Origin of the sequence: Luteitalea pratensis (assembly GCF_001618865.1) — a bacterium.
In the GTDB taxonomy this organism is placed as follows: Bacteria; Acidobacteriota; Vicinamibacteria; order Vicinamibacterales; family Vicinamibacteraceae; genus Luteitalea; species Luteitalea pratensis.
Window position 1 is genome coordinate 3,422,467 of sequence record NZ_CP015136.1, and the last position, 21,775, is coordinate 3,444,241.

15 protein-coding genes and 1 pseudogene are annotated in these 21,775 nt (G+C 63.7%); 10 read left to right on the forward strand and 6 right to left on the reverse strand.

The window, feature by feature from the left end; all coding sequences use genetic code 11:
• Positions 1 to 13: 13 nt before the first annotated feature.
• Positions 14 to 283: pseudogene (locus LuPra_RS34515) on the reverse strand (M20/M25/M40 family metallo-hydrolase); the annotation flags it as partial.
• Between the two features lie 241 nt (positions 284 to 524).
• Here LuPra_RS34515 and LuPra_RS14030 point away from each other — a divergent pair.
• Complete coding sequence (locus tag LuPra_RS14030; RefSeq protein ID WP_110171327.1) at positions 525 to 1,544, forward strand: YncE family protein; 1,020 nt, start codon at positions 525 to 527, stop codon at positions 1,542 to 1,544.
• Positions 1,545 to 2,261: 717 nt separating this feature from the next.
• Here LuPra_RS14030 and LuPra_RS14035 read toward each other — a convergent pair.
• Genes LuPra_RS14035 through LuPra_RS14045 form a run of 3 tightly spaced genes read right to left on the reverse strand, consistent with a single transcriptional unit; the run spans position 2,262 to position 7,439 of the window.
• The gene (locus LuPra_RS14035; RefSeq protein WP_110171328.1) at positions 2,262 to 4,805 is read right to left on the reverse strand and encodes a TonB-dependent receptor domain-containing protein; all 2,544 of its coding nucleotides are present in this window, start codon (positions 4,803 to 4,805) and stop codon (positions 2,262 to 2,264) included.
• On the reverse strand, positions 4,735 to 5,478 hold the full coding sequence (locus tag LuPra_RS33270) for a carboxypeptidase-like regulatory domain-containing protein (RefSeq protein WP_157899175.1): 744 nt from the start codon (positions 5,476 to 5,478) through the stop codon (positions 4,735 to 4,737). The genes LuPra_RS14035 and LuPra_RS33270 overlap by 71 nt, the downstream gene beginning before the upstream one ends.
• A gap of 23 nt (positions 5,479 to 5,501) precedes the next feature.
• Positions 5,502 to 7,439 carry a winged helix-turn-helix domain-containing tetratricopeptide repeat protein gene (locus LuPra_RS14045; RefSeq protein WP_162271393.1) on the reverse strand — a complete coding sequence of 646 codons (1,938 nt, stop codon included), beginning with the start codon at positions 7,437 to 7,439 and terminating at the stop codon, positions 5,502 to 5,504.
• 266 nt (positions 7,440 to 7,705) lie between these two features.
• On the opposite strand from LuPra_RS14045, the gene LuPra_RS14050 reads away from it, so the two are divergent.
• The 8 genes from LuPra_RS14050 (at position 7,706) to LuPra_RS14090 (ending at position 18,319) form a co-directional block, all read left to right on the forward strand.
• Entirely contained in the window at positions 7,706 to 8,242 is a 537-nt protein-coding gene (locus tag LuPra_RS14050) for a hypothetical protein (protein ID WP_162271394.1), read from the forward strand.
• Positions 8,243 to 8,313: 71 nt separating this feature from the next.
• Positions 8,314 to 8,811, forward strand: coding sequence for a hypothetical protein (locus LuPra_RS14055; RefSeq protein ID WP_110171332.1), 498 nt, complete (start codon positions 8,314 to 8,316; stop codon positions 8,809 to 8,811).
• Between the two features lie 33 nt (positions 8,812 to 8,844).
• Positions 8,845 to 10,095: a vanadium-dependent haloperoxidase gene (locus LuPra_RS14060; RefSeq protein ID WP_110171333.1), complete on the forward strand. Its 1,251-nt coding sequence runs from the start codon at positions 8,845 to 8,847 to the stop codon at positions 10,093 to 10,095.
• 646 nt (positions 10,096 to 10,741) lie between these two features.
• Positions 10,742 to 11,953, forward strand: a complete 1,212-nt coding sequence (locus LuPra_RS14070; protein ID WP_162271395.1) for a PD40 domain-containing protein — start codon at positions 10,742 to 10,744, stop codon at positions 11,951 to 11,953.
• Between the two features lie 114 nt (positions 11,954 to 12,067).
• A complete protein-coding gene (locus tag LuPra_RS14075) occupies positions 12,068 to 12,652 on the forward strand; it encodes a hypothetical protein (RefSeq protein WP_110171336.1) in 585 nt (194 codons plus the stop codon).
• A 417-nt stretch (positions 12,653 to 13,069) separates the two neighbouring features.
• Complete coding sequence (locus LuPra_RS14080; RefSeq protein WP_110171337.1) at positions 13,070 to 14,128, forward strand: TolB-like translocation protein; 1,059 nt, start codon at positions 13,070 to 13,072, stop codon at positions 14,126 to 14,128.
• A gap of 112 nt (positions 14,129 to 14,240) precedes the next feature.
• On the forward strand, positions 14,241 to 15,938 hold the full coding sequence (locus LuPra_RS14085; protein WP_162271396.1) for a PKD domain-containing protein: 1,698 nt from the start codon (positions 14,241 to 14,243) through the stop codon (positions 15,936 to 15,938).
• A gap of 392 nt (positions 15,939 to 16,330) precedes the next feature.
• A complete protein-coding gene (locus tag LuPra_RS14090; protein WP_157899176.1) occupies positions 16,331 to 18,319 on the forward strand; it encodes an amidohydrolase family protein in 1,989 nt (662 codons plus the stop codon).
• A 1,132-nt stretch (positions 18,320 to 19,451) separates the two neighbouring features.
• On the opposite strand, the gene LuPra_RS14100 is transcribed toward LuPra_RS14090, so the two are convergent.
• Entirely contained in the window at positions 19,452 to 19,766 is a 315-nt protein-coding gene (locus LuPra_RS14100) for a hypothetical protein (RefSeq protein ID WP_234800884.1), read from the reverse strand.
• A 341-nt stretch (positions 19,767 to 20,107) separates the two neighbouring features.
• The gene (locus LuPra_RS14105; RefSeq protein WP_234800935.1) at positions 20,108 to 21,139 is read right to left on the reverse strand and encodes a VWA domain-containing protein; all 1,032 of its coding nucleotides are present in this window, start codon (positions 21,137 to 21,139) and stop codon (positions 20,108 to 20,110) included.
• Positions 21,140 to 21,465: 326 nt separating this feature from the next.
• Between LuPra_RS14105 and LuPra_RS14110 the strand changes: the two genes are divergently transcribed.
• The gene (locus LuPra_RS14110; RefSeq protein ID WP_162271397.1) at positions 21,466 to 21,741 is read left to right on the forward strand and encodes a hypothetical protein; all 276 of its coding nucleotides are present in this window, start codon (positions 21,466 to 21,468) and stop codon (positions 21,739 to 21,741) included.
• The last annotated feature ends 34 nt before the right edge of the window (positions 21,742 to 21,775 follow it).

Genomic DNA, 21,775 nt, shown 5'->3' on the forward strand with positions numbered 1-21,775 from the left:
GTGACACACTGGCGGGACTCACGACACCAAAAGCCCGGAAGCTGTGACCGCCAGGGCCCGTGAACGTTACGCGATACCGTTTGCTGCCGAGCGCCCCATTTGTGAGTTCGCTCTGATCGAGGCCGTCAATATCACCCTCTCCCTCTTCGCCAACGTTTCCAACGAACAGGATGTCAGCATCTGTCGGAATCCTCGCCGCATTCATCGCTCGCACGAGCGTCAGCAGCAACGCCAAGGCGCGGCTGTTGTCTCCGACGCCAAGCGCGAAGAGCTTTGTGCCCTGATCATGGCGAGAACTCGCGCGAGAAGGTACGCAATGTTGTTGGAACGAGCCTCGCAGAGCGTGGCCGCGGGCAGGCCACAACACGCCGCGCACCGCCTCCACCTGCAACCCACGGTGCACCCTCCGCTGATACGATTGGCACATAAAGAAGCCCAGACATCGGCTGTGCGAAAGGTGCTTCGCACGCGCTGCGCGTGTTCCATCTGCGTTCGTGAACAGGGGATCCCAAGCGGAGTGAGTCATGTGGAAGATGCTGACCGTGGCCGTGGTCGTTGGTTGGCTGGGCGGTGCGGGTGCGCAGTCGCTCCTGGCGCAGAGCGCCGACGTGCGGGAACTGCTCGTAGTGGGGGAGAAGAGCGGTGCGCTGCTGGCCATCATCGACCCCGCTACCCTGGAGATCGTAACGCGGGTCGGGGCGAACCCGGATCCGCACGAAGTCGCTACCGACGGCCGGCACGCGTACGTCTCCAACTCCGGAGCGCGGGCAATCACGGTGATCGACCTCGTGACTCGAGAGCAGGTGAAGGAGATCGACCTCGGACCGTTGGGGGCGGTGCACGGTCTCTGTTTCGCGGCTGGGAAGCTGTACTTCGCCAACGAGGGCACGCGCATCATCGGTCGATACGACCCGGCCTCGCGCCAGATCGAGTGGGTGCTCGGGACGGGCAGGCCGCAGTCCCACATGATTGTGACCTCGCGGGACGGGAGCCGGATCTTCACCACTGAAACGGGCCCGGGGACGGCCACCCTCTTCCAGCGGGACGTGCGCCCCGGCGCTGAGGGTGCCGCTGCGACAGGCGGCGACTGGGTGATGCGGGTGATTCCGACAGGTTCGGGTGCCGAAGGGCTGGATCTATCGCCTGACGAGCGGGAGTTGTGGGTGGCCAACGTGCGCGACCGGACCCTCTCCGTGATCGATGTGGCCTCCGCCGAAGTGGTTCACACGATTCAGTTGCCGACCACGTATGCCAACCGCCTCAAGTTCACTCCCGATGGCCGCCACGTGCTGGTGGCGGATCTCCGCGGTCGCGAGGTGATCGTCTACGACGCGGTGGCCCGGCGGGAGGTACGGCGGATCGACGTCGGCGGCGGCAGCGAGGGGATGCAGATGACCCCGGATGGGCGGAGCGCATTCGTGGCGGTCAGCGCCATGAACAAAGTGGCGGTGGTTGACCTGGCGAGCTTTTCCGTCATTGCGGAGATCAGCGGACTGAACAACCCGGATGGAATGAGCTGGGTGCGACCGGGTGCGGCCCGGTAGCCGTGTTGTGCGCCAGGACATTTCCGCACGCCGCAGCGCGAGTTGTGCCAAGTTGTGGCGTTGGTGCATGGTTGCGGCCACCCCGGTCAGTCGGCCGGCGGTTGGACCGGGTGCGGTGGCGACCCGTCACGCCGCATGATCGTGCGATGAAGTCGGGCGTGCATCCGACGTACAAGACACACTATCGGGTGGGGAATTGGCGGGTGTACGAACGCGCCCTCGTCAGTCGTGGCGACGTGACGCTGTGGCTGTCGCCAGCCGCCAGACTGATGGGCACGCCCGCGTCCCGGCTGGCTGACCAGAACCCGCGCGTGAAAGTGCCGAATGTCCGTGGACACAGCCCGGGTGCGAGGCGGACGCTGGCAGCCACCTGCGCTACCAACCGACCAAAAGGTCGTGAATTGTTAGGAAAGTGTTGAGGCAGAGCCGGACGTCCATGGATTGCCATGGACGCCGACGGACAACTCTGGACGAATGGTGGAGGCGGCGGGAGTCGAATGGTTAAAGTCTAACCCACTGACATACAGCGACTTACATCATGTTGCTGCTGAGATCCGTACCCCCAGATGTACCCCCACACTGGGCTTGATACGTTTCGCCAGCACGTACTCGCCGGTAATGGCCTGACGCGCAAGGACTTCCACGTGAACCGCTGGGCACAGGACTCCGAGTCTGCGTCCGAGCGTCGGTCCATCGCCTGCCACGCTGCGCCGTGTGTCAAAACAGGAACTTTACGCCGAACTGCATCTGGCGCGGCGTGCTCACGGTCGACCTGATCGTGCCGAAGTCGGTGCTTCCCAACTCTGCGTTCGGCAGATCGAAGGACGGATGGTTCGTGAGATTGAAAACCTCCCAGCGAATCTGCAGCCGGCGAGTGCCTCCCAAGCGAATGTCTTTCGTCAGAGCGGCGTCGAGATTGAAGTACCCGGGACCGAGCAGCGTATTTCGCCCCAGGTCACCGTAGCGGTACGTACCGTCGGCGCTGCGCGGTATGGCGAACGCCGCGGGACTCAGCCACGCGTCAGCCGTCGGATGTGCCACGGTTGGATCACCCACCAGATCGGGCCGCCAGACGCTGCTGCCAACCGTGACTCCGAGGCGATTGGTGGGGTCGAGCACCGTGACGTCGAAGTGGGCCCCTGACTGCGCCGAGACGATCGCTGACAACTGCCAGTCGCCGAGCAGGACGCCCAGAGGACCTTCGCGCTGCAACCAGCGGCGACCGGCACCGAACGGGAGATCGACGGCTGCGTGTGCAACCAGCCGGTGCCGCCGATCGAAGGCTGAATTCCCTCGATCGCCCTGAAGGTTGCGCCAGTCCTGGATCACCATGAAGGAGGAGTTCCCTTCACCCCCGGCGAGTTCAAGCACGTCGTCAATCGAGTGGCTCCAGGTGTAGGACAAGGAGCCTTGCCAACCGTGGCTCAGGCGCTTGTCCATCGTGGTCTGCAGGCCGTGGTAGCTGGCGCTCCCCAACGAGTCAGCCATCGTGATCGCACCCAGCGAGGGAATCATCCTTCGGTCGCGTTCGGTGAGGCTGTCGCCGGGTCCCGCGGCGTTCATGTTGTAAGAGCGTTGCAGGTGACGCGACGATGAGCCGACGTATGCGGTCGTCACAACCCACGATGGCCCGAGCTGCCGCTGTACGTTCAGATTCCACTGCGAGATCGTGGGCGTGGTGAAGTCTGGGCTCCAGACGTTCCACGAAAGATTCGCGGGCATCTGTGTTGCGCTTCCGAGCAGGCTTGCATCGATCCCGTCCGTCAGCTGGCCGGCCGACGCTGTTGGGCTCGAGGGCACGGTCACCTCGCGTGACTGAGGCCAGTTGTTGAGCAGATGCACAACCGGGGCGTAACCTTTCGGCGATCCGTAGAACAGTCCCCACGCGGCCCGCGCCGTCCAGACCTGTGCGGGCTGGTAAGCCAGGCCGATCCGCGGCGCCCAGTTGTTGGTATCGGTGCGAACGAGCGCCCTATCCGACCACGACCGGCCGAACTGCCCGGCCCGGATCACCCGCACCTCGGGAAACACCAAGGAATCGAGTGCACTCATCCGATCGAGGGCGTCGAACCTGGGACTCGCCAGTTCATATCGCAGCCCCAGATTGAGCGTCAGCTGCCGGGCGATGCGCCAGTCATCCTGCGCGTAGAACATGTAGTCGCGCTCACGCAGGTTTCCGAATTGGACCGTGCTGAACTGACGGCCGCTGGTCATACCCAGCAAGAAGTCACCGAAACTCGAGCCTGTGAATTTGCCGTTGAAGTTGAAGATGCCGCGGGCGTGCTGGGCGCCGACGCTGTCGGACCTGACCCACCGCAGATCCGCGCCTGTCTTGATGGTGTGCGCGCCCCTGGCGATCGAGAGATTGTCGAGCACCTGGAATGTTCCGGCCGTCTTGTCGTTCGGGTTGAACTGAAACTCACCAAGCGGCGCGTACGAGAGGTCTCCCCCCAGGTTGATGCGAGACAGCCCTTCGATCCCAGGCACGCTCTCGACGTGTAATCCGTAGTCGTCATTCGGATAGCCGCGGCCAAGCGGTTGCTTGTTGGTCCTGAGGCTGTTGACGCCCAGGCGTATTTCGTGGACGACGGATGACCCGAAGACATGCGTTTCCGAGAGCGCGACGTTATACGCCGTGTTGTCATCGCGGGAGAAGTCGTTGTTGCTGCCGCCGATGCCGGGCACCGGAAACGACCCGAGCCGCTCGCCGCTGAAGGCCATCCAGCTGCCGCGGACAAACATGCGGTCTCGAGAAGAGAGCATGTGGTCCAGGCGCATGTCGTACTGGCCGCGCAGCCGCTTGTGTGCCGGGTTGGACGAGTGATTGGCACGCGTCGTCCCCTCGAAGTTCGGTGCGGGCCAGAGATCCAGCAACCGCGCTGCAACCGGATCCCATCGGTCGCGCGGGATGCTGTTTCCCGGAAAAGGAGCGCGCGTCGCCGGATCGAGGACAACGACGACTCCCGGATCGAAGGTCCCGTCCCGTTCAGCGAGCGCCGGCACCGTCAGGAGGCGGTTTTCGGCGGTGTTCACGCTGCTGATTTCAAGGCTGGCGAAATAGAAGGTGCGACTCCTGAGAATGGGCCCGCCGAACGTGAATCCGAACTGGTGCTGTTGCAGCGCGTCCGGGTCCGCCTTGCCATCGCCCGAGCGATCGAAGTAGTCGAAGGCGTCGCGGGCGTCGAAGATGTCATGGCGGAAGAATTCGTGCGCCGTGCCGTGGATGTCTTTGGTTCCCGATTTGATGCTGACGTTGACCACGGCTCCGGCGCCGCGCCCGAACTCGGCGGTGTAGTTGCTCGTTTGAACCTGGAACTCCTGGACCGCGTCGATATTCGGCACCAGTACCTGCGCCTTCCGGTCCTGGAAGCCCATCACCTGCGAGTTGTTTGTCGACGCCGTCGAGCAGGAAGTTGTTCTGGACCGCCCATTGCCCATTACTGTTGAAACCGGACTCCCGTTGAACGTGGCCGAACGCGGGCAGCACTCCTGCGGCGAGCGTCGCCAGCTGCGAAAAGTTCCGGCCGTTCAGCGGCAGCTGACCGATCTGCGAAGCGCCGATCGTATGCGACAGGGAGGACGTGTCGGTCTGGAGAAGCGGCGCCGGGCTGCGAACCGAAATCGTATCGTTGACGGCTCCCAGTTCGAGCTGAACGTCCAGCCGCGCGCGGGTGTTCGCGTGAACCTGGATCGGGTCGCTGACCGCCCGCTTGAATCCGGGGACTTCGATTGAGACCCGATACAGCCCGATGACGAGCGGGGCCAGCACGTAGTGGCCGTCGGCGTTCGTCCTGGTCTGGATGGTCACCCCGGTCTCGGCCGTGGCCGTGATGGTGACGGCAGGGACGAGCGCGTCGGTCGGGTCCGTGACCCGGCCCGCGATCATCCCCTGGTCCTGCTGCGCGGAAGCCGGCGCGACCGCCAGGGCCAGCAACGAGAGGCCGATAGTAACCCGCGTCAGCGTCCCACCCGGCTTAAGATGGCCTGGAATGCCGGTTCCGACGCGATCGTCTTGAACGGCGGATATTGGTTGAACTGTCCCAGTTCCATCGCGTGATCTTCGAATGCGCGCTGCACGGCAGCCAGGGCAGGCGCTCTTTCGCCGAGCGCGTCGTGAATCAAGCCGATGCCGAACCAGGAGACGTACTGATCCTGCTTGTGGGCCTCGAGCTCCTTCAGCACCTGGCGAGCGTCCTCCGCACGCCCGGCCACAGCGTAGGCATAGCCCAGGTAGGCCTCGACCCGTGAATTGTGTCCCTGCGCCGGCCGTGCGGCGACTTCGAGCTCCGGGATCGCGTCGGTGGGACGGCCCATCGCCACCAGGGTGACCCCAATTTGAAAGCGGACACGACGGTTCGCAGGGCTCACCTCCAGCGCACGGCGCAATTCCCTGATGGCACGGTCGTATTCGCCCGCGGCCCGACACGCGGTGCCGACGCTCACCTGTGCGCCCACCGAGAGTGGATCGAGCGCGCGTCCGCGCTCCGCCGCGGCAATAGCCTCCTGGAAGCGTCCACGGCGGATCAGTGAGTTGCTGATCGCTTCAGGAGCGTCATCGAGACCGCTCAGGATTGTGGCCCGCTCCAACGCCTTGTCGCCCTCCTCCCAACGCCAGTGATACAGGTGGAGGACCAGGCCCAGCGCCCGGTGCGCCCTGGCAAGGTTGTCGTCGAGCTGCAGCGCCTTGCGCGCGGCCGCTTCCGCCTTCGGAACGACCTGGTGCGGCGAGTAGGGACCGCCGTAGAGGAATTGCACCTGCACCAGCGCGAGCTCGGCCCACGCTGCAGCAAAGTCGGGCTGGATGGCGACCGCTTCCTCGAGATACCCGACGGCCCTGCGGAAACTTTCGTGTCGCTGCAGACCTGTCGCCCTGAGGCCGAGGAGGTATGCCTCGTACGCCTTCGGATTGATGGTCTGTGCGCGCGATGCAGCCGGCCGCCGCCGCCCGGCCGCGACGGCCACGTCCGACGCGATCTGTTGCTGCAGGGCGAATACCCTGCTTATGTCGCCTTCGTATACATGCGCCCAGAGATCGCGATCGGTCGCCGCACGAATCAGTTTCACCGTGATCCGAATGGCGTCGCCGGATCTCTGCACGGTGCCCTCCACGACGCCCTCGACATTGTCGAGCTCCGTCCGGATCTGCGGAAGTCGCTTGACCGTCTGTTTGTATTGCCGCGCCGACGTTCGTGAGATCACGTCGACGCCTTCGACCTGGGCGAGATGCGCCGTGACCGCATCGGTCACGCTGTCGGCGAAGACGTCCTCCGCACGGTCTCCCGTCAGGTTCTCGAACGGGAGCACCACGAGGGACCGGATCGGTACTTCGGCCGTGGCGGCGTCCCGAGGCCTGAGCAGCCCGCCGCGGTAGGCAACTGCCGCCATCCCGAATAGCAGGACGAACAGGAGCGCAGCCGCACGCCAGGGACGCGCGCGCGACGGCGGGTTGATCCGCGCAGGCACGGGCAGAGGCTCGGCCGGCGAGACGGGTGTCACGTCAACGGCCAGCACCGGCAGCAGCGCGACCGGACGTTCCCGCGGATCCGCCGGCGGCGCCGAACCCCCGACGGGCGCCACGAAGCGGTAGCCGTGCCGCGGCACCGTCTCGACGAACCGCGGATTGTCCGCCGAGTCGTCCAGCGCCTCTCGTAGCTTCCGCACCGCGCTGTTCAGGCCGACATCGAAGTCGACAAACGTATCCGCGGTCCACAGCAACTGGCGGAGCTCGTCGCGCGTGACCAATTCACCGGGGCGCAGCAGGAGCGCTCGCAGTATCTGGAAGGACTGGTCGGGAAGACGGATCTTGAGGCCGTGCCGACGAAGCTCTCCCGATCGGACGTCGAGTTCGAATACTCCGAAGCGAAACACGCGCGCGTCCGGCGTCGGGGAATGCATGGCCCCCTTCTGAGCGAATGGAGCGCAGTGTACCCCGTCCTTCGCCAAATACCAATCAGGCGCGGATCTAAATCCTTGTTTCGCAGCGACTTGCGAAGTGACATCGAAAACAGCCGCCAGCCATTGTCGCGGCGCTGCAGACCGAGGCATGGTTGGCGCGCCGAACGTGATGGCTTCGGATTCCCTCAGCGAAGCTGCTCTGCTGCTGTGGCGTGAGTAGCGTGATCGGGGCGCCAGCCGCTGTCCCGTTGACAAGGAGAACAACGATGTTTGACTCAGCTCACGCGAACGGTCGATGGTCATCCGCAGTACGCATCGCCACAACGGCCTTGATCACGGCGCTTCTGGTCGCGACCACCACGATGGCGAGTGCTCAAGGCACAAATGCTGGCGGCACGAACCACAAGGCGTTGGTCGGCAGCTGGCTGGAAACGGTGACGTTCCCGCCAGAGACTGGCCGCCCGCCGCTGAAATCCCTTGGCAGCTTTCACGAAGACCACACCATGGTCTGTAGCGATCAGGGCGCGGTCACGACGGAGCCACCTTCCGTGTTCACCTCGTGTCATGGAGCCTGGTCGCACCTGGAGGAGCGCAAGTTCGCATATACGTCGTTCGAGCTGATCTCGGACCTGGCAGGAAGCCTCCTCGGGTACCTCAAGGTGCGAGGCATCTACACGGTGTCTCAGTCCGGGAATGACTACACCGGCACCTCGCTGGCGCAGATCCTCGACGTTGACGGCAACGTCGTCTTCTCCGCCGAAGTGACGAACGCAGGGAAGCGAATCCTGGTCGAACTGCCCTGAGGTTGTGCAGTCGACGATTGCCACGGCCCGGCGATGCTAGCGTCGTCTCCGGTAGAACGCGGGGAGGCATCATGTTCAAGTTGGATCTCATGACCACAACACGGCACGCGGCAACGCCTCTGATGAGCATGTTCATGCTCATCGCGGCCCTCAGTGCGGGCGCATGTGGAGGAGGCGGTTCGTCGCCGACGGCACCCTCGGCGCCCACGGCAACCGCCGCCCCCAACCCAACCCCGCCAGCCTCGCCGACCATGCTCGCAGTGTTCAAGGATCCTGCGTCGTCGTTTTCAACGTCGGACGTGCGGGATGCTCAGGGGCGGGTTGTGCGATTCGACATCCCGACCAATTCGCTCGTGTGGACCGCTGATGGACGCATGTTCACAGGCTATCCGGTCCTCGACACCTACTACATCCGCCAGGATAAGTTCTTCCAGGTTCGCTTCGGCACCAACAATGGGGAGCAGCGCGCCTATTTCACCGAAGCCGGCCGCGGAACACTCTGCGACATCCAGGCGGTAGGAGCGGGCGTGGTCATCACTGCGACGGACCTGCCGGTGCCGAAATCGTAGCGTTCGCGCGGCCTTCAACTCGAGGAAACCCCGATGGCCAACTGCCTCCGGCTTCTGATCGCATGCGCTCTCGTCGGGATCCCCTCCGCGGCGCACGGCGACGTCATCACCGACTGGAACACTGCAGCACTGAACGCAATCAGGGTGAACCGGACGTCGCCGCCGGTTGCGTCGCGCGCGCTCGCGATCCTTCACGCGTCGATGTACGACGCGGTGAACGGTATCAGCCGGAGCCATGAGCCCTACTTGGTCCAGAGCGCTGTTCCGTCCAGTGCGTCCAAAGAAGCGGCCGCCGCGGCTGCAGGACGGCGCGTGCTGATGACGCTGTTTTCCCGAGAGCCGCACCGATTCGACCAGCTTTACCTCGTAACGCTCGCCGGCATACCGGACGGCCCGCATAAACGCGCCGGTATTGCGTGGGGTGAATATGTGGCCGCCCAGATTCTCGCAGCGCGAGACAACGATGGGTCCGCCGCGATAGTTCCTGTGCCTGAAGGCGGTGCTCCTGGCGCGTGGGTGGCAATGCCGCTCCCATACCTTCTCCCCCAGTGGGCATTCGTGCGGCCGTTTACGATGCCGGCGAGTGACTCTTTTCGGCCGGGTGGGCCGCCAGCGCTGGACAGTGCGCGGTACGTGGCTGATTTCAACGAAGTGAAGACGCTTGGCGCCGCCGTGGGCTCTACTCGCACCGTTGACCAGACTTTGATCGCCCTGTTCTGGGCGGACGGTGCCGGAACCGAGACACCTCCCGGACACTGGAACAGCATCGCGCAAGTGGCTGCGGGGATGTCGGGCAATACCTTGGAACAAGACGCCCGGTTGTTTGCGTTGCTGAACATGGCCATGGCGGACGCGGCAATTTGCGCGTGGGACGCCAAGTATCAGTACATGTTTTGGCGTCCGATCACCGCCGTTCGAAACGCAGACGACGATGGCAACCCTGCGACCGCTTCAGACGCAGCGTGGCAGTCGTTGATCGCCACGCCGCCGTTTCCAGAGTATGTGTCCGGGCACAGCGCGTTCAGTGGTGCTGCCGCCACCATCCTGACCAGGTTTTTCGCTTCCGATGAGGTCACCTTCTCCACGCGGTCGGATTTTCTGCCTGGCGTTGTGTGGCAGTTCACCAGTTTCTCCGCTGCCGCGCGTCAAGCCGCGGAGAGTCGCGTGTACGGAGGGATTCATTTCAGGAGCGCGAGCGAGGACGGGTTAGCCGGAGGAATTGGGATCGGCAACTGGGTGGCCGACTTCTTCCTGCAGCCGAAAGGAAACCGTTCGCGGAAGTAGGTTGGCGCGCCTGACCCTGTGTGAATCGCAGTCGCCTGCTGCGCCGGAAGCGGCAGCAGCAACTCATGCGCGATGACCTGTGAATGACGGCGAGGTCGGCCAGCGACACGGTTGTCACGTGAACTGCCTGCGTCGGCGGCCGATCGACCGGACGTTCCCGTGGATCCGCCGGCGGTGCCGAACCCCCGACGGGCGCCACGGAGCAGTAGCCGTGCCGCGGCACCGTCTCGACGAACTGCGGATTGTCCGCAGAGTCGTCCAGCGCCCCTCGTAGCTTCCGCCACGCTGTTCAGGCCGACATCGAAGTCGACAAGCGTATCCGCGGTCCACAGCAACTGGCGAAGCTCGTCGCGCGTGACCAATTCACCGGGGCGCAGGAGGGGCGCTTGCAGGATCTGGAAGGCCGGGTCGGGAAGACGGATCTTGAGGCCTTTCCGACGAAGCTCTCCCGACCTTCGCAGAATACCAATCAGGCGCCAATCTAAATCCTTGTTTCGCAGCTACTTGCCAAGTGACATCGAAAACAGCCGCCAGCCATTGTCGCGGCGCTGCGGACCGAGGCATGGTTGGCGCGCCGAACGTGATGGCCAGCGGGGCACACCCCATTGCGTCGCTTACGGTCCCCAGTGCCCAACGGAAGGAACTCATGAAGAACGCGCGTCTCCTGGTCTTTGTCGCCTTGCCACTTCTGTTCATCGCGCCGGGTCTGCCCGGGTCGCGGCTTTCGGCGGACTACGATCAAACCACCGAGGCCATCGCTGGTGAACAGAGCGCTGCGGTCGTGTCAACGATTGCGTTCACCAGCACGCGCGACAACCACGGCCAACCTTGGGCGGTTCCGCCGATCGTCGGAGGAGAGATCTACTTCATCGACTACATGACGGATGGCAGCTTCTCCGTGCCCCGGCGGGTGACGTCGAATACCTACACCGACATCTTCCCGGCGTTGTCGCCCGACGGCCGGGGAAAGATCGTCTTTGACAGCAATCGGTTCAGTGCCCCTTCAGAGCCGGTCAACACCTCAGACCTGTTCGTGATGAACCACGACGGGACCGAGCCGTTGTTCTTGACACGGGGCGGATCGCCGACCTGGTCGCCAGGCGGTGCGGATGGTCAGCCGGCGCGAATGATCGCATTCCACGCGTCGGCGCCGGGTGTCGGACTGCCGATCAACCGCTTCCCAGGATCGGCCACCGTGGACAGCGACATCTTCGTGGTGAACGTCGACGACGTGCTCGAACACGGTGCCGTGCCGCAGAATCTCACCATCGACCGGGCGGCGACGGTGGACGATGATCCGAACTGGTCACCCGATGGCCGACGAATCATCTTCACCAGTTACGTCCCCGACCCATCCACCAACGTGACGTCGGCCGAAATCTACATCATGAACGCCGACGGGACCGGCGAGCCGCAGCAACTCACCGGGTTGGGTAATCCAATCGTGGGTGGCGTGGCAATCATGGGTGGCGAATTTGGTGACGCTGAGAAGATCGAGAAGCGCGGTCCCGCCTGGTCTCCTGATGGCACGCGCATTCTGTTTGCGTGCAGGCCGCTAGCACTCCTCCCCATTCCCGTCGAGCGATGGGTGCCCACGACGCCTTTCGAGATCTGCGTGATGGACGCGGTCGCCAATAGTCCGATAACGCAACTCACCCTGAACAACATCGACGAGTTGACGCCGACTTGGTCGCCGGACGGCCGGCAGATCGTCTTCCACCGGGCCCCGTCCAACCAGCTCTGGGTCATGCGAGCCGACGGCACGAACCTGGTGCCGCTCGCCGAAGCGGCGTCCTCGGGGTTCAACCTCCTGGCGACGAGCTGGGGCGTCGTCAAGGTGGACAATCGCGCGCGGTAGCACGACTGGATGTTCGACTTGGTGAACGTGGTGTAGCGGTCACCATACATATCGCGATCACGAGATCGCGGGCGCCAACGACAACCGTCGGATTCATCACAAGGAGATCACGCCATGTCTGTCCTCGTCATCACCTCGAGGTTCGCGCTTGCCGTTGTTGCTGCGACAGCGGTCTCGGCCTGCTCCGGCGAGTCGCCAGTCGCGCCGACGTCCGCCGTTGTTGGGGCGGCCGCCGAGCACAACGCGAGGCCCGGTCAGGGTGTCCCTGGTACGTATGAGCTCACGTTCACCACCTACCGCATCAACACCTTGACCGAGGTGTCGAGTCTGGTTGTGAGCAGCGAGGAACTGACCCTCAAGGCGTACGTCACGGACAGCGCCGGCCAGCCCGCGACGGCGGGCAGCGTGACCTTCGAGTACTGCTCATACAAGAAGGGGCCCGCCAACGACATCAGCCGACCGGACGAGGCACCGCTCGAAGCCTGCGCGGAAGGCACCGGAAGTTGGGCGCGGCTAGCCTCGATCTCGGTGACTGAGCAGCGCTGTCCGCGTCTAGGTATCGGCTACGCCTGCTACAACTTCGGCATCGTACGGATCCCCAGAGAGGTCGGCTTCCGCATGCGCTACGACCCGAAGAACAGCGGCATCGCGAGCGGGGGAACCTTGCCGAAGAACTTCGTGTGGGTCGCGGCCTCCTGAGCGGTCGCGCAAATCAGGACCGCAACGAATAGCAACTGGCGAAGCTCGTCGCGCGTGACCAATTCACCGGCGCGCAGCAGGAGCGCTCGCAGGATCTGGAAGGACTGGTCGGGAAGACGGATCTTGAGGCCGTGCCGAGGAAGCTCTCCCGATCGGACGTCGAGCTTGAATACCCCGGAGCGAAACACGCGCGGTGTCGGGGAACGGCTCGCTTCTGAGCGTAGGGAGCGCAGTGTACCCCGTCCTTCGCTGAATCCCAATCAGGCGCGGATCTAAATCCTTGTTTCGCAGCTACTTGCCAAGTGACATCAAGAACAGCCGCCAGCCATTGTCGCGGCGCTGCGGACCAAGGCATGGTTGTCGCGCCGAACGTGATGGCCAACAGGTAACCGCGTCGTTTCAGCCACAGGAGTAATCATGAAGACCACCGGACACGAACACCCTCGCCTGCTCGTTTCGACCCTCGCCGTTCTCTCGGTGGCCTGGCTTGCCGCGCCGCTTGCGGGCCAGGAAGACGCCAACGACGGCTTCATCCTGTTCACCACCGACCGCGACAATCCCTCTGACGCGGGCATGTGCCGCAACTGCGAAGACATCTACGTGATGTCGCCCGATGGAACGAACCCGACCCGCCTCACGCATGGTGGCGGAGCCCCAACCGATGCGGCTGCCTACAACAGCGGTGGCGCCGACTGGTCCCACAGCAAGAAGCTGGTCGCGTTCCAGAGCAATCGAGTGAATCGTGTTCCGCAGATTTACCTGATGAACCTCGACGGCAGTGAACAGCAGGTTCTGGTCAGCCTTCCAGGTGGCGCGGCATTCCCGAGCTTCTCGCAAACTGGCAACGAGCTCTGTTTCCAAAGCCAGGCGAGCCCGAAGGACATCTACATCGTGAACGTCCATGGCACCGGTCTGACCAACCTCACTGAGCCCTACCGAAAGCCCGGGCCGCTCGGAGAACCGCCCCCGTTGACCGGCGACAGCAGCCGCTGCGACTGGTCACCAAAGCGGAATGCGATCGCATTCATGAATGGTGATGATGGCGCCCAGGAGATCTTCGCGCTCGACGCGGATGGAACCGGCCTCCGCAGATTGACGACCGCCAGCGGCAGCGACGCCAACCCGGCATTCTCGCCTCAGGGTGACCTGATCGCGTTCGAGAGCAATCGCGATGGCACACCCGAGATTTACCTGATGAACGCCGACGGCACTGGAATCCCGCAGCGACTGACCGACTTCAGCGCCGAGCCGACGCCGAGCAACGTCAACGTCAGCAAGCCGACCTGGTCACCTATGGGAGATCGGATCGCGTTCCACCGCCGTGTCGGCGCACAGGGTGTGCGCGGGCACCTCGAGGTCTACACGATGAACGCTGACGGCACCAACGTCTCGCAGATCACGTTCACGACGCCGTCGCCAGGCTTCAGCGGCTTTCCGAGCTGGGGCAAGTGGTCGGCGGACAGCATCCCGCAGTAGCTCGCACCCGAACGTTCCTGGAGGAGTCATGAAGAAACTGGGTGTCATCTCGGTTGTTCTCGGTGTGGGAGCCTTCGGCGGATACTTCTCAAGAAGAATTCTGGGATGGCACGTGATCGCCGCGGTGCTGCTTGCGACCCACATCGGCAGTTCTTATGCAGCGGCCCAGGTGCCGGTGGGCACGATCGCCTTTGAAGCCTGTTTCTTTCAATGGGATCTCAACGAATTCTATTGTGTGACGTACCTTGGCACCGGCCACTCATTCATCGACTACGCCAAAAACCCGACGTGGTCCCCTGACGGATCCCGGATCGCGTTCGCCAGTCCGACGGGCATTTCCATCGTCAACGTTCGCGACTGGTCGACCGTAAGGCTGTCTGTGGCTGGTGAATCCCCAGCCTGGTCACCCGATGGCTCAAAGCTCGCGTTTTCGGCAGGCGAATTGTACGTGATGAACAGTGACGGATCGAACGTGGTCCAACTGACACACGGCGTCGGCTTCCTCGGTGAGTCGGCCTGGTCGCCCGATGGGCAGACAATCGCTTTCGACTGCGAGATCGAGACGGCGAATCGGGACATCTGTGTCATCCATGCGGACGGTACGGGCCTGACGCGGTTGACCACGGACGTGAACTACGATGCCGCGCCCGCGTTTTCGCCGGACGGCCTGAAGATCGCGTTCGCCGTCGCCGATCCAGATTATTGGCCCTCGAGCCCTTCGAGGTCGCCGACCGTCTTCGCCATGAACGCGGATGGCACCGGCAGGATGCCGATAGGTCCCGGTGACCACCCCGCCTGGTCGCCCGACGGAGCGCGGATCGCGGTCGCGCTCGGTACCGTTGGCTGCCCCGAGGAGATGTTCCGCTGCATGATTATCGCCACCATGAACGCGGATGGCACTGCAGTCGCAACCGTGGGCGGTTTTGGAGATCGTCCTGCGTGGGGAGTCGCCTCAGGCCCGATCGCCTGGATGATCGCTAACTGTCGTCTCTCCCCGTGCACGTTCGACGCGTCCGGCTCGTTTGGCGGCGATCGCGGCTTCGCGGGCTATACCTGGGACTTCGGCGATGGGACGAACGGATCCGGACAGGCCGTGAGCCATGAGTACGCCGCGTATGGAACGTACTCGGTGAAGCTCACGGTGACCGATACGGCAGGAGTCACGGCCACTCACGCTGTCACGGTCGTTCACGCGAACGTACCTCCCACTCCGTCGTTCGCGGTGGCCTGCAGTGGTCTGACATGCGCGGTCGACGCGAGCGCGTCGTTCGACGGGAACGGCTCGCTCACGGGTTATTTGTGGACCTTTGGGGATGGCACCGGCGGAACCGGCGTAACGGCGAGCCACACCTACACCTCCAGTGGTTCCTACCCTGTGCGTCTGTCCGTGACTGACAACGATGGCGCGTCGACAGCGTTGACCCGATTCATCACCGTATCCGCACCGGTGCCGCCCCCGCCCCTGCCGCCCCCGCCGGCGCCATTGCACGTCGGCAATCTGCACGGCGCGAGTACCAGCTTCCGGAATGCGTGGACGGCCACCGCGACGGCCACCATCCACGACGGCGGCCATGCCAATCAGGCCAACGTGGTGGTGAGCGGTGCGTGGAGCGATGGCGGCACAAGGTCGTGCACGACAAATCAGGACGGCCGCTGCATCGTGACGCGGACCGACATCGGCAAGAGGACGAGCAGCATCAGTTTCACCGTCACGGGCGTGGCGAGACCGATGTATGTCTACGATTCCCAGCAGAATCACGACCCTGATGGGAACAGCAACGGCACCAGGATCACGCTGGTCAAACCCTGAGGGACACACGCGAACGATGCGACGCGCAAGACGCGCGTCTATTGGTCGCCCTTACCTCGCCGCATATGCGCGCCGTGCCAGCTCTGCTCGACGGCATTGCGTCTCTGCACGACCGACTCGAGTGACCAGTGTGTGTTCGCAAAGTTGGGTATACCGCGCAAGGCGACCACAGTGACCTTGACCGTGACAATTCATGGCGCGGCCGTTTGGGGAGTCGGACCTTTTCCGGATTGCGTATGCCTTCGAACAGGGGGCGCGGCTGATGGTAAGCGCGTCTACACGTCGGCCAGTAATCACTATCCTGAGGTGATAGCACCAAATCGCGAATCACGATCCGTCGACAGTAGGTCGCGTGTAGTCCGGAGGCCGTGCTCATTCAAGCACGCTGTGGCGTGGAGACTTCCATGAAGAGTAAGCAGAGGCATGCGGCATTCTCTTGTGCGGCGGTTCTGGCGGTGATGACGACGACTGCCGACCAATCGGTCGTCGCAACATCGTCGGGCGCGATCCTTTTGGAGGGAACCGTCGTCACGATGAATGCCGCACGCGAGGTCATTCCCAACGGCCGCGTGCTGGTGCGCGATGGCCGCATCGTCGCGGTGTGGCGAGGATCAGCGCCGCCACAGGGAGTCGATGTGGCCGACGCCGTACGCGCGCCTCTTGGCGAGCATGCATACATTTATCCGGGGTTGATCAATCTGCACGACCATCCGTTCTTTGGCGTGCTACCGCTGTGGCAGCCACCCCGTTCTCATGTACAGCCGGCGATGGGCAGACCACTCGGCACGGAGCCCTACGGCAATCGTTATCAGTGGAACCAAGTGGCCCTGACACAACCCGAGGAGGCAGCCCGCTTGGTCTCGAACCCCTCGACGATGCTCACAGACGGCGCGGCTCTCGCCAGCTTGGTTGACGTGATCAAGTTCGCCAAGGCGCGCATGATTCTCGGCGGCACCACGACGACGCAAGGTGCGGGATCGAATGCCGCCTACGACTCGCTTCTCGCCCGGACCGTCGAAAGCGCCAATTTCGGTCGACGACGGATCTTCAGTCGTGTCGGCTCAATCGGGTCGCTGAGCTCGAGTGATCAGGCGCTGCTGCAAGGCGGGATGGCTGCTGGACTCGTCGATGCATGGTTGATCCACCTCGCGGAAGGCGTTCGAGATGCCGATCGTCGCGCCGGCGATGTCACGTCATCGCGTGCGGAATTCACGGAGCTCAAGGCACGGCAGCTCCTGAGCGATGCGACCGTCGTCCTTCACGGCGTAGGCCTCGAGCCACAGGATTTTGTCGAGATGGCGCATGCTCGCCCAGCGCGCGCCGATGGCGCTGGTGACGGACGTGGGGCGAAGCTGGTGTGGTCGCCGCTCTCGAACCTGCTGCTCTATGGAACGACGACGGCAATCTATGATGCGCTTGCGGCCGGCGTCCTCGTCTCGCTGGGGACCGATTGGGCTCCGAGTGGATCGGCAAACCTGCTGACCGAGCTGAAAGTTGCCGACCGCACGCTGCGAGACGTGTTGCTGCTGGGCGGCCGCCGCGACATTGTCCCGTGGTTGGCGGTGTCGGGCGCGAAAGACGCCGGCGCGAAGGAGCGCGCGTTGGATCAACTGCTCGTTGAGATGGTAACGATCAACCCGGCGTTGGCGGTACGCTGGGATGATCAGGTCGGCTCGATCGAAGCTGGAAAGGTCGCCGACATTCTGGTTATCGATACCAAGCCACTGCCCGAGATTCCACGGGGTATACCCGCGTCGCCGTATCGACGACTGATCGATGCGACCGAGCGTAATGTGTCGCTGGTGATGGTCGGAGGAGCCGCGCAGGCAGGCGATGTCGCCGTGATGTCAGCCCTCAAGCCTGGGGACTTCGATGTTGTCGCCGGTGGTGCCGGTTGTTTTGAAAAGGCCATCGATGTCACTGCGCCAGCACTGCCTGGAGGTAGTGACAGCTTCGACCAGGTGGTGGCCGGCATTACCGAGGCCTTGCGTGCGCTCGGTGGCGATCACCCGCCCGCCGGGGGTGGGCCCTCGTCGCCGTTTGCGAATACGTGGAGTTACCTCAAGGCGCGAATTCCTGGCGCAAGTGATTTGCCGGATCTGACGTTCAATCTCGGTCTCGCCTTTTATTTCGGGAGCACGGCGGATGGACGAGTCAACCTGGAAGCGATCAGGCCGCCAGCGCTTTTTACGGTCGATGACCATTGGTGGTTCGCGACGCTCGCGTCGGTGCGTGATTCGGTTAGTGATTTGACGGCCGATACGGACCCGCCGTACGCACTCTATCTCTCGAACTCGAATCAGGAGACGGCATTTGGAAGTCCGTTCGCGGCTGACCTGCTTCACAACCGTTGGTACGAGGTGCCATGCGGTGTTCACTAATCTAGTCCCACCGACGGCGCCCTGGCCGGCAGCAACCGTTCTCGGATGTGGAAGCGCTCGGGCGGCATCAACGGAAGAAGGTCGCGGGCAGGCGCGCGTCGAGAACGCCTTCCTCCGCTCAAGTCAATCATTGGCGATGGGCTTGGTGCCCGCAGTGTCGGTGGCCGGGATGTCGAGGCGAGCCTGGCGTGCCGCATCCTGAACCAGATGACCACGCTTGGCAGGCCCGAGTCGCACGCGATCAGTGGTTGACCAGAGGGCGACTTGAAGGACCCGCGATCCAGTGTGAGCCATGCACCAACGGCCCTGCGTAGGCGCACCCGCCGCAGATCCCGTGACAACTTCAACGCCCGAGCCGTCCGCCTGGTGTTCGACGGCAAGACGTTGGCGGCCGTCGCCCGCGAACTCGACTCGAGTCGGCCACCGGCGGTGGGGAGACTGACTTGCCTGGCGAGTTCTGGACCAGTGAAAGTCCAAGGACGCTGTGCCGGGCGCGCCCAAGCGGGAGCTGACTGTAAGAATTGGCCTGAGACGCGAGTTCTAGTGGGTAAGGGAGCGCTATTGAGGCCAGTGGCGGGGTACTGGGGAGCAGGGCAGGCGGTTTGTCGATACCCCCGGGGCATCGATACCCCCAATTAGCCGGGTACCCCCAGCAGTACCCCCGGGCGCACACGGGTAGGAGCCAGAAGCTGGGGGCCGCGTGAGCCGCCGGCCGACCGGAAGCGGCGAATTGTTGAAGATTTTGTGAGGCAGAACCGGACGTCATGGACAACCATGGACGCCTGCGGACAACTCTGGACAAATGGTGGAGCGGCGGGAGTCCAACGACGCCATTCTAAGCCACTGACGCACAATGATCTACATGTCATGGCTGCTGGGCTTAGTCCCCCCAGATGTACCCCCACACTCGGCTTGATGGTTCCGCCAGTGGGTGGGACGCCGACAACGCCTTCAGTCCCAAAGACTTTCACGACACTCGTTGATGCCGACTGGATCAACGCCTGGGTGACCGCATCCGAGCAAGGCGAATCCCTGGCACCAAGCCAGACTTCGCTCACGCTTCGCGCGAGCTTCGGCAATGCCGACCAGACCAGCTTCGATCCCTTGTTGGGCCGCTCGTGGCCGCGGCGATTCAGTTCTTCTTGCGCGCCGCCTCGAGCTTCGTCCATGACTCCGGGGAGAAGGTCGTGTTGAAGAACGTGATCTTGCCATTCTGAATGACGGCGTCCTGCTTGACTTCGAGCGGTGAGACACCAAGCTTCTGCCAGTCATCTCGATAGACCTGGCCAGACCAAACCAGCTTATTGCCCTGTGCCTGCCGCGTGGCTGCCTCCTCACGCTGCTGCCTGTCGATTTGATCGGCGATCCACCCGCGAACCTGCTCCTTGCCGACAAGCACCCGACCGCTCGACGTGCCCACCACGGCATCGTCGGCGAACAGCGCCATCACCGCATCCGCGTCACGTGCTGCAAGAGCCGCTTCACGAGCCTTCAGTATCGACTCGCCGTCTCCACCCTGCGCGTAAGCAAGCAATCCAAGACCGACCGTGACGGCTAGGCACGCCCACAGCGTGTGACATCGTCGTGCCATTGCAAGCCTCCGTCGAACTGTGCCCCCGGGCCACAATGAGCGAAGAATGTCTCTTATGCAGCCCGGCTCGATCGATTGGTAAAAAATCCATCCACCATTTGTGGCCCCATCACGAGGTAGTTGGTAGCGTTGGCGGTTTGCCTGGTGAATACCGTGTTCGGACCAGCGGATACTTCGCTCCAGTGGACGATCGTTCGCTATGAGGTGTTCGTGGTCGGCGCGTAACGTTGACCCGCCCGGACGTGCACGCCATCGCGCGCCACCTTGACCTTGATCGCGCGCGTTTCGGGGTGCTTCCTGCCGGGTCGCGGATCCGTCTGCGCGTACGCGATGCGGCAGTACCGACGGCTGTCCTCGATCATCTGCGACAGGCCGACCGTGAGGTCGTTCGTCCAGCGGGTCTGGATGCCCCCTGTGTTCAGGGCGAGCACCGCGAGGCTGCCCGTGAGGTCGTCGTCCAGTACGGCGGCCGGTGCCAGCCCGGGAGTGATCGCTGCATTGCCAGCAGCACGAAGACCTCGCGGGTCGATCGTGTAAATGGCGACGTTGGCCAGCGCGGCCTTGCGAATGACCTCGAGGTATTCGTCATACCCGTTGTGTGCGTCGCGCCTGAACTGGGGCTCGCGGTTGAGGGGACGAGGTCCTTCGCTGATCAGCAACACTGAACGACGCTCGGCGTCGGAGCGCATGCTTCCGGCCACCCTCGCCAGACATTCCATGGCCAGGCGGGTCCGCATCTCGAGCTCGCCAGGCACGAGTGACGCCATCTGTTGCTGACCACGCGTGCCACTGACGAACACACGCGCGGCCTCACGGTCCGTCGTGAAATCGAGGGAGGCGTTCGGGAGGCCCGTGGTCACGACGGCGACCCGATCGTAGTCGCCGAGGCGATCGATGAAGGCCAGCGCGGTGTCGATGGTCTGCGGTGTCCGTGTCGGATCGATGTGCAGGTTGTCGATGACCACCGCGAAATCACGCCGCTGCGCGGGCCCGTTCACGAGACCGAGGTCGACGTATTCGAACGCGACCAGGGGTTGCCTGACACCGTTATCGAGCACCGTGACCTCGTCGGCCCGCAGGTCGGCGACGGGGTGGCCGTCGCGCGTCACCACGGCCGACACTTCGACGAGCGTCGTTCTGGATCGGAACGACGGTTGCGCGCGCCCGGGCGCCTGTCCGTGGCTCCCGACCTGAAGGGCGAGCACACCCATGAGCGCGGCGGCGGACACGCGCAAGGCAGCCTCCTGGCGATGCTGGTTAGTAGCCGACAGGATGGCACATTTGCGCCTCTCTTTTTGAACTGTTCAGTCCAAATCTCCCTACACCGGTCGGTGACCGGCCGTGGGTTGACGCAAGACCCATAATGCACACTACGCCCGGGGATGACCATGAAGTGTGCACTTGCCTTCGATAGTGGCTGGCGCGCGTGCCTGTCGGTGGTCCTGATGGCGGTACTGGTGTGCGGGTTGGCGCCCAGGATGCCTCAGCGCAGAGTTCCGCGTGGGCTCGCGCGGTAGATGCCTACCTCGCGGGTGCACAGAGCAGTGTGAGCGCTGTGTTGCACCTGTCCGCCGACGCAGTCACGACCCAGTCGCGCGAGTCGCTCGACGCGTGGATGGCGCAGGCCCGCGCTGCCGAAGTCGGCGTAAACGCGCACGAGGAGCGGCGCCTTGCCGTTCGCCGGGTACAGGCGGCGGCACTGCTCCCACTCGAGATTCTGTCCTTGCTCTCGACGCGCATGCGACTGCTCCCACCCATGAGGGCGTACGAGACCGCCTCGATGGACGCGTACCTCATCAGCTGCAGGCGAACTCGCGTGCCTTCAGCCTGAGTGCTTGACCTGACGCGCGTGACGAGTTCTGGAC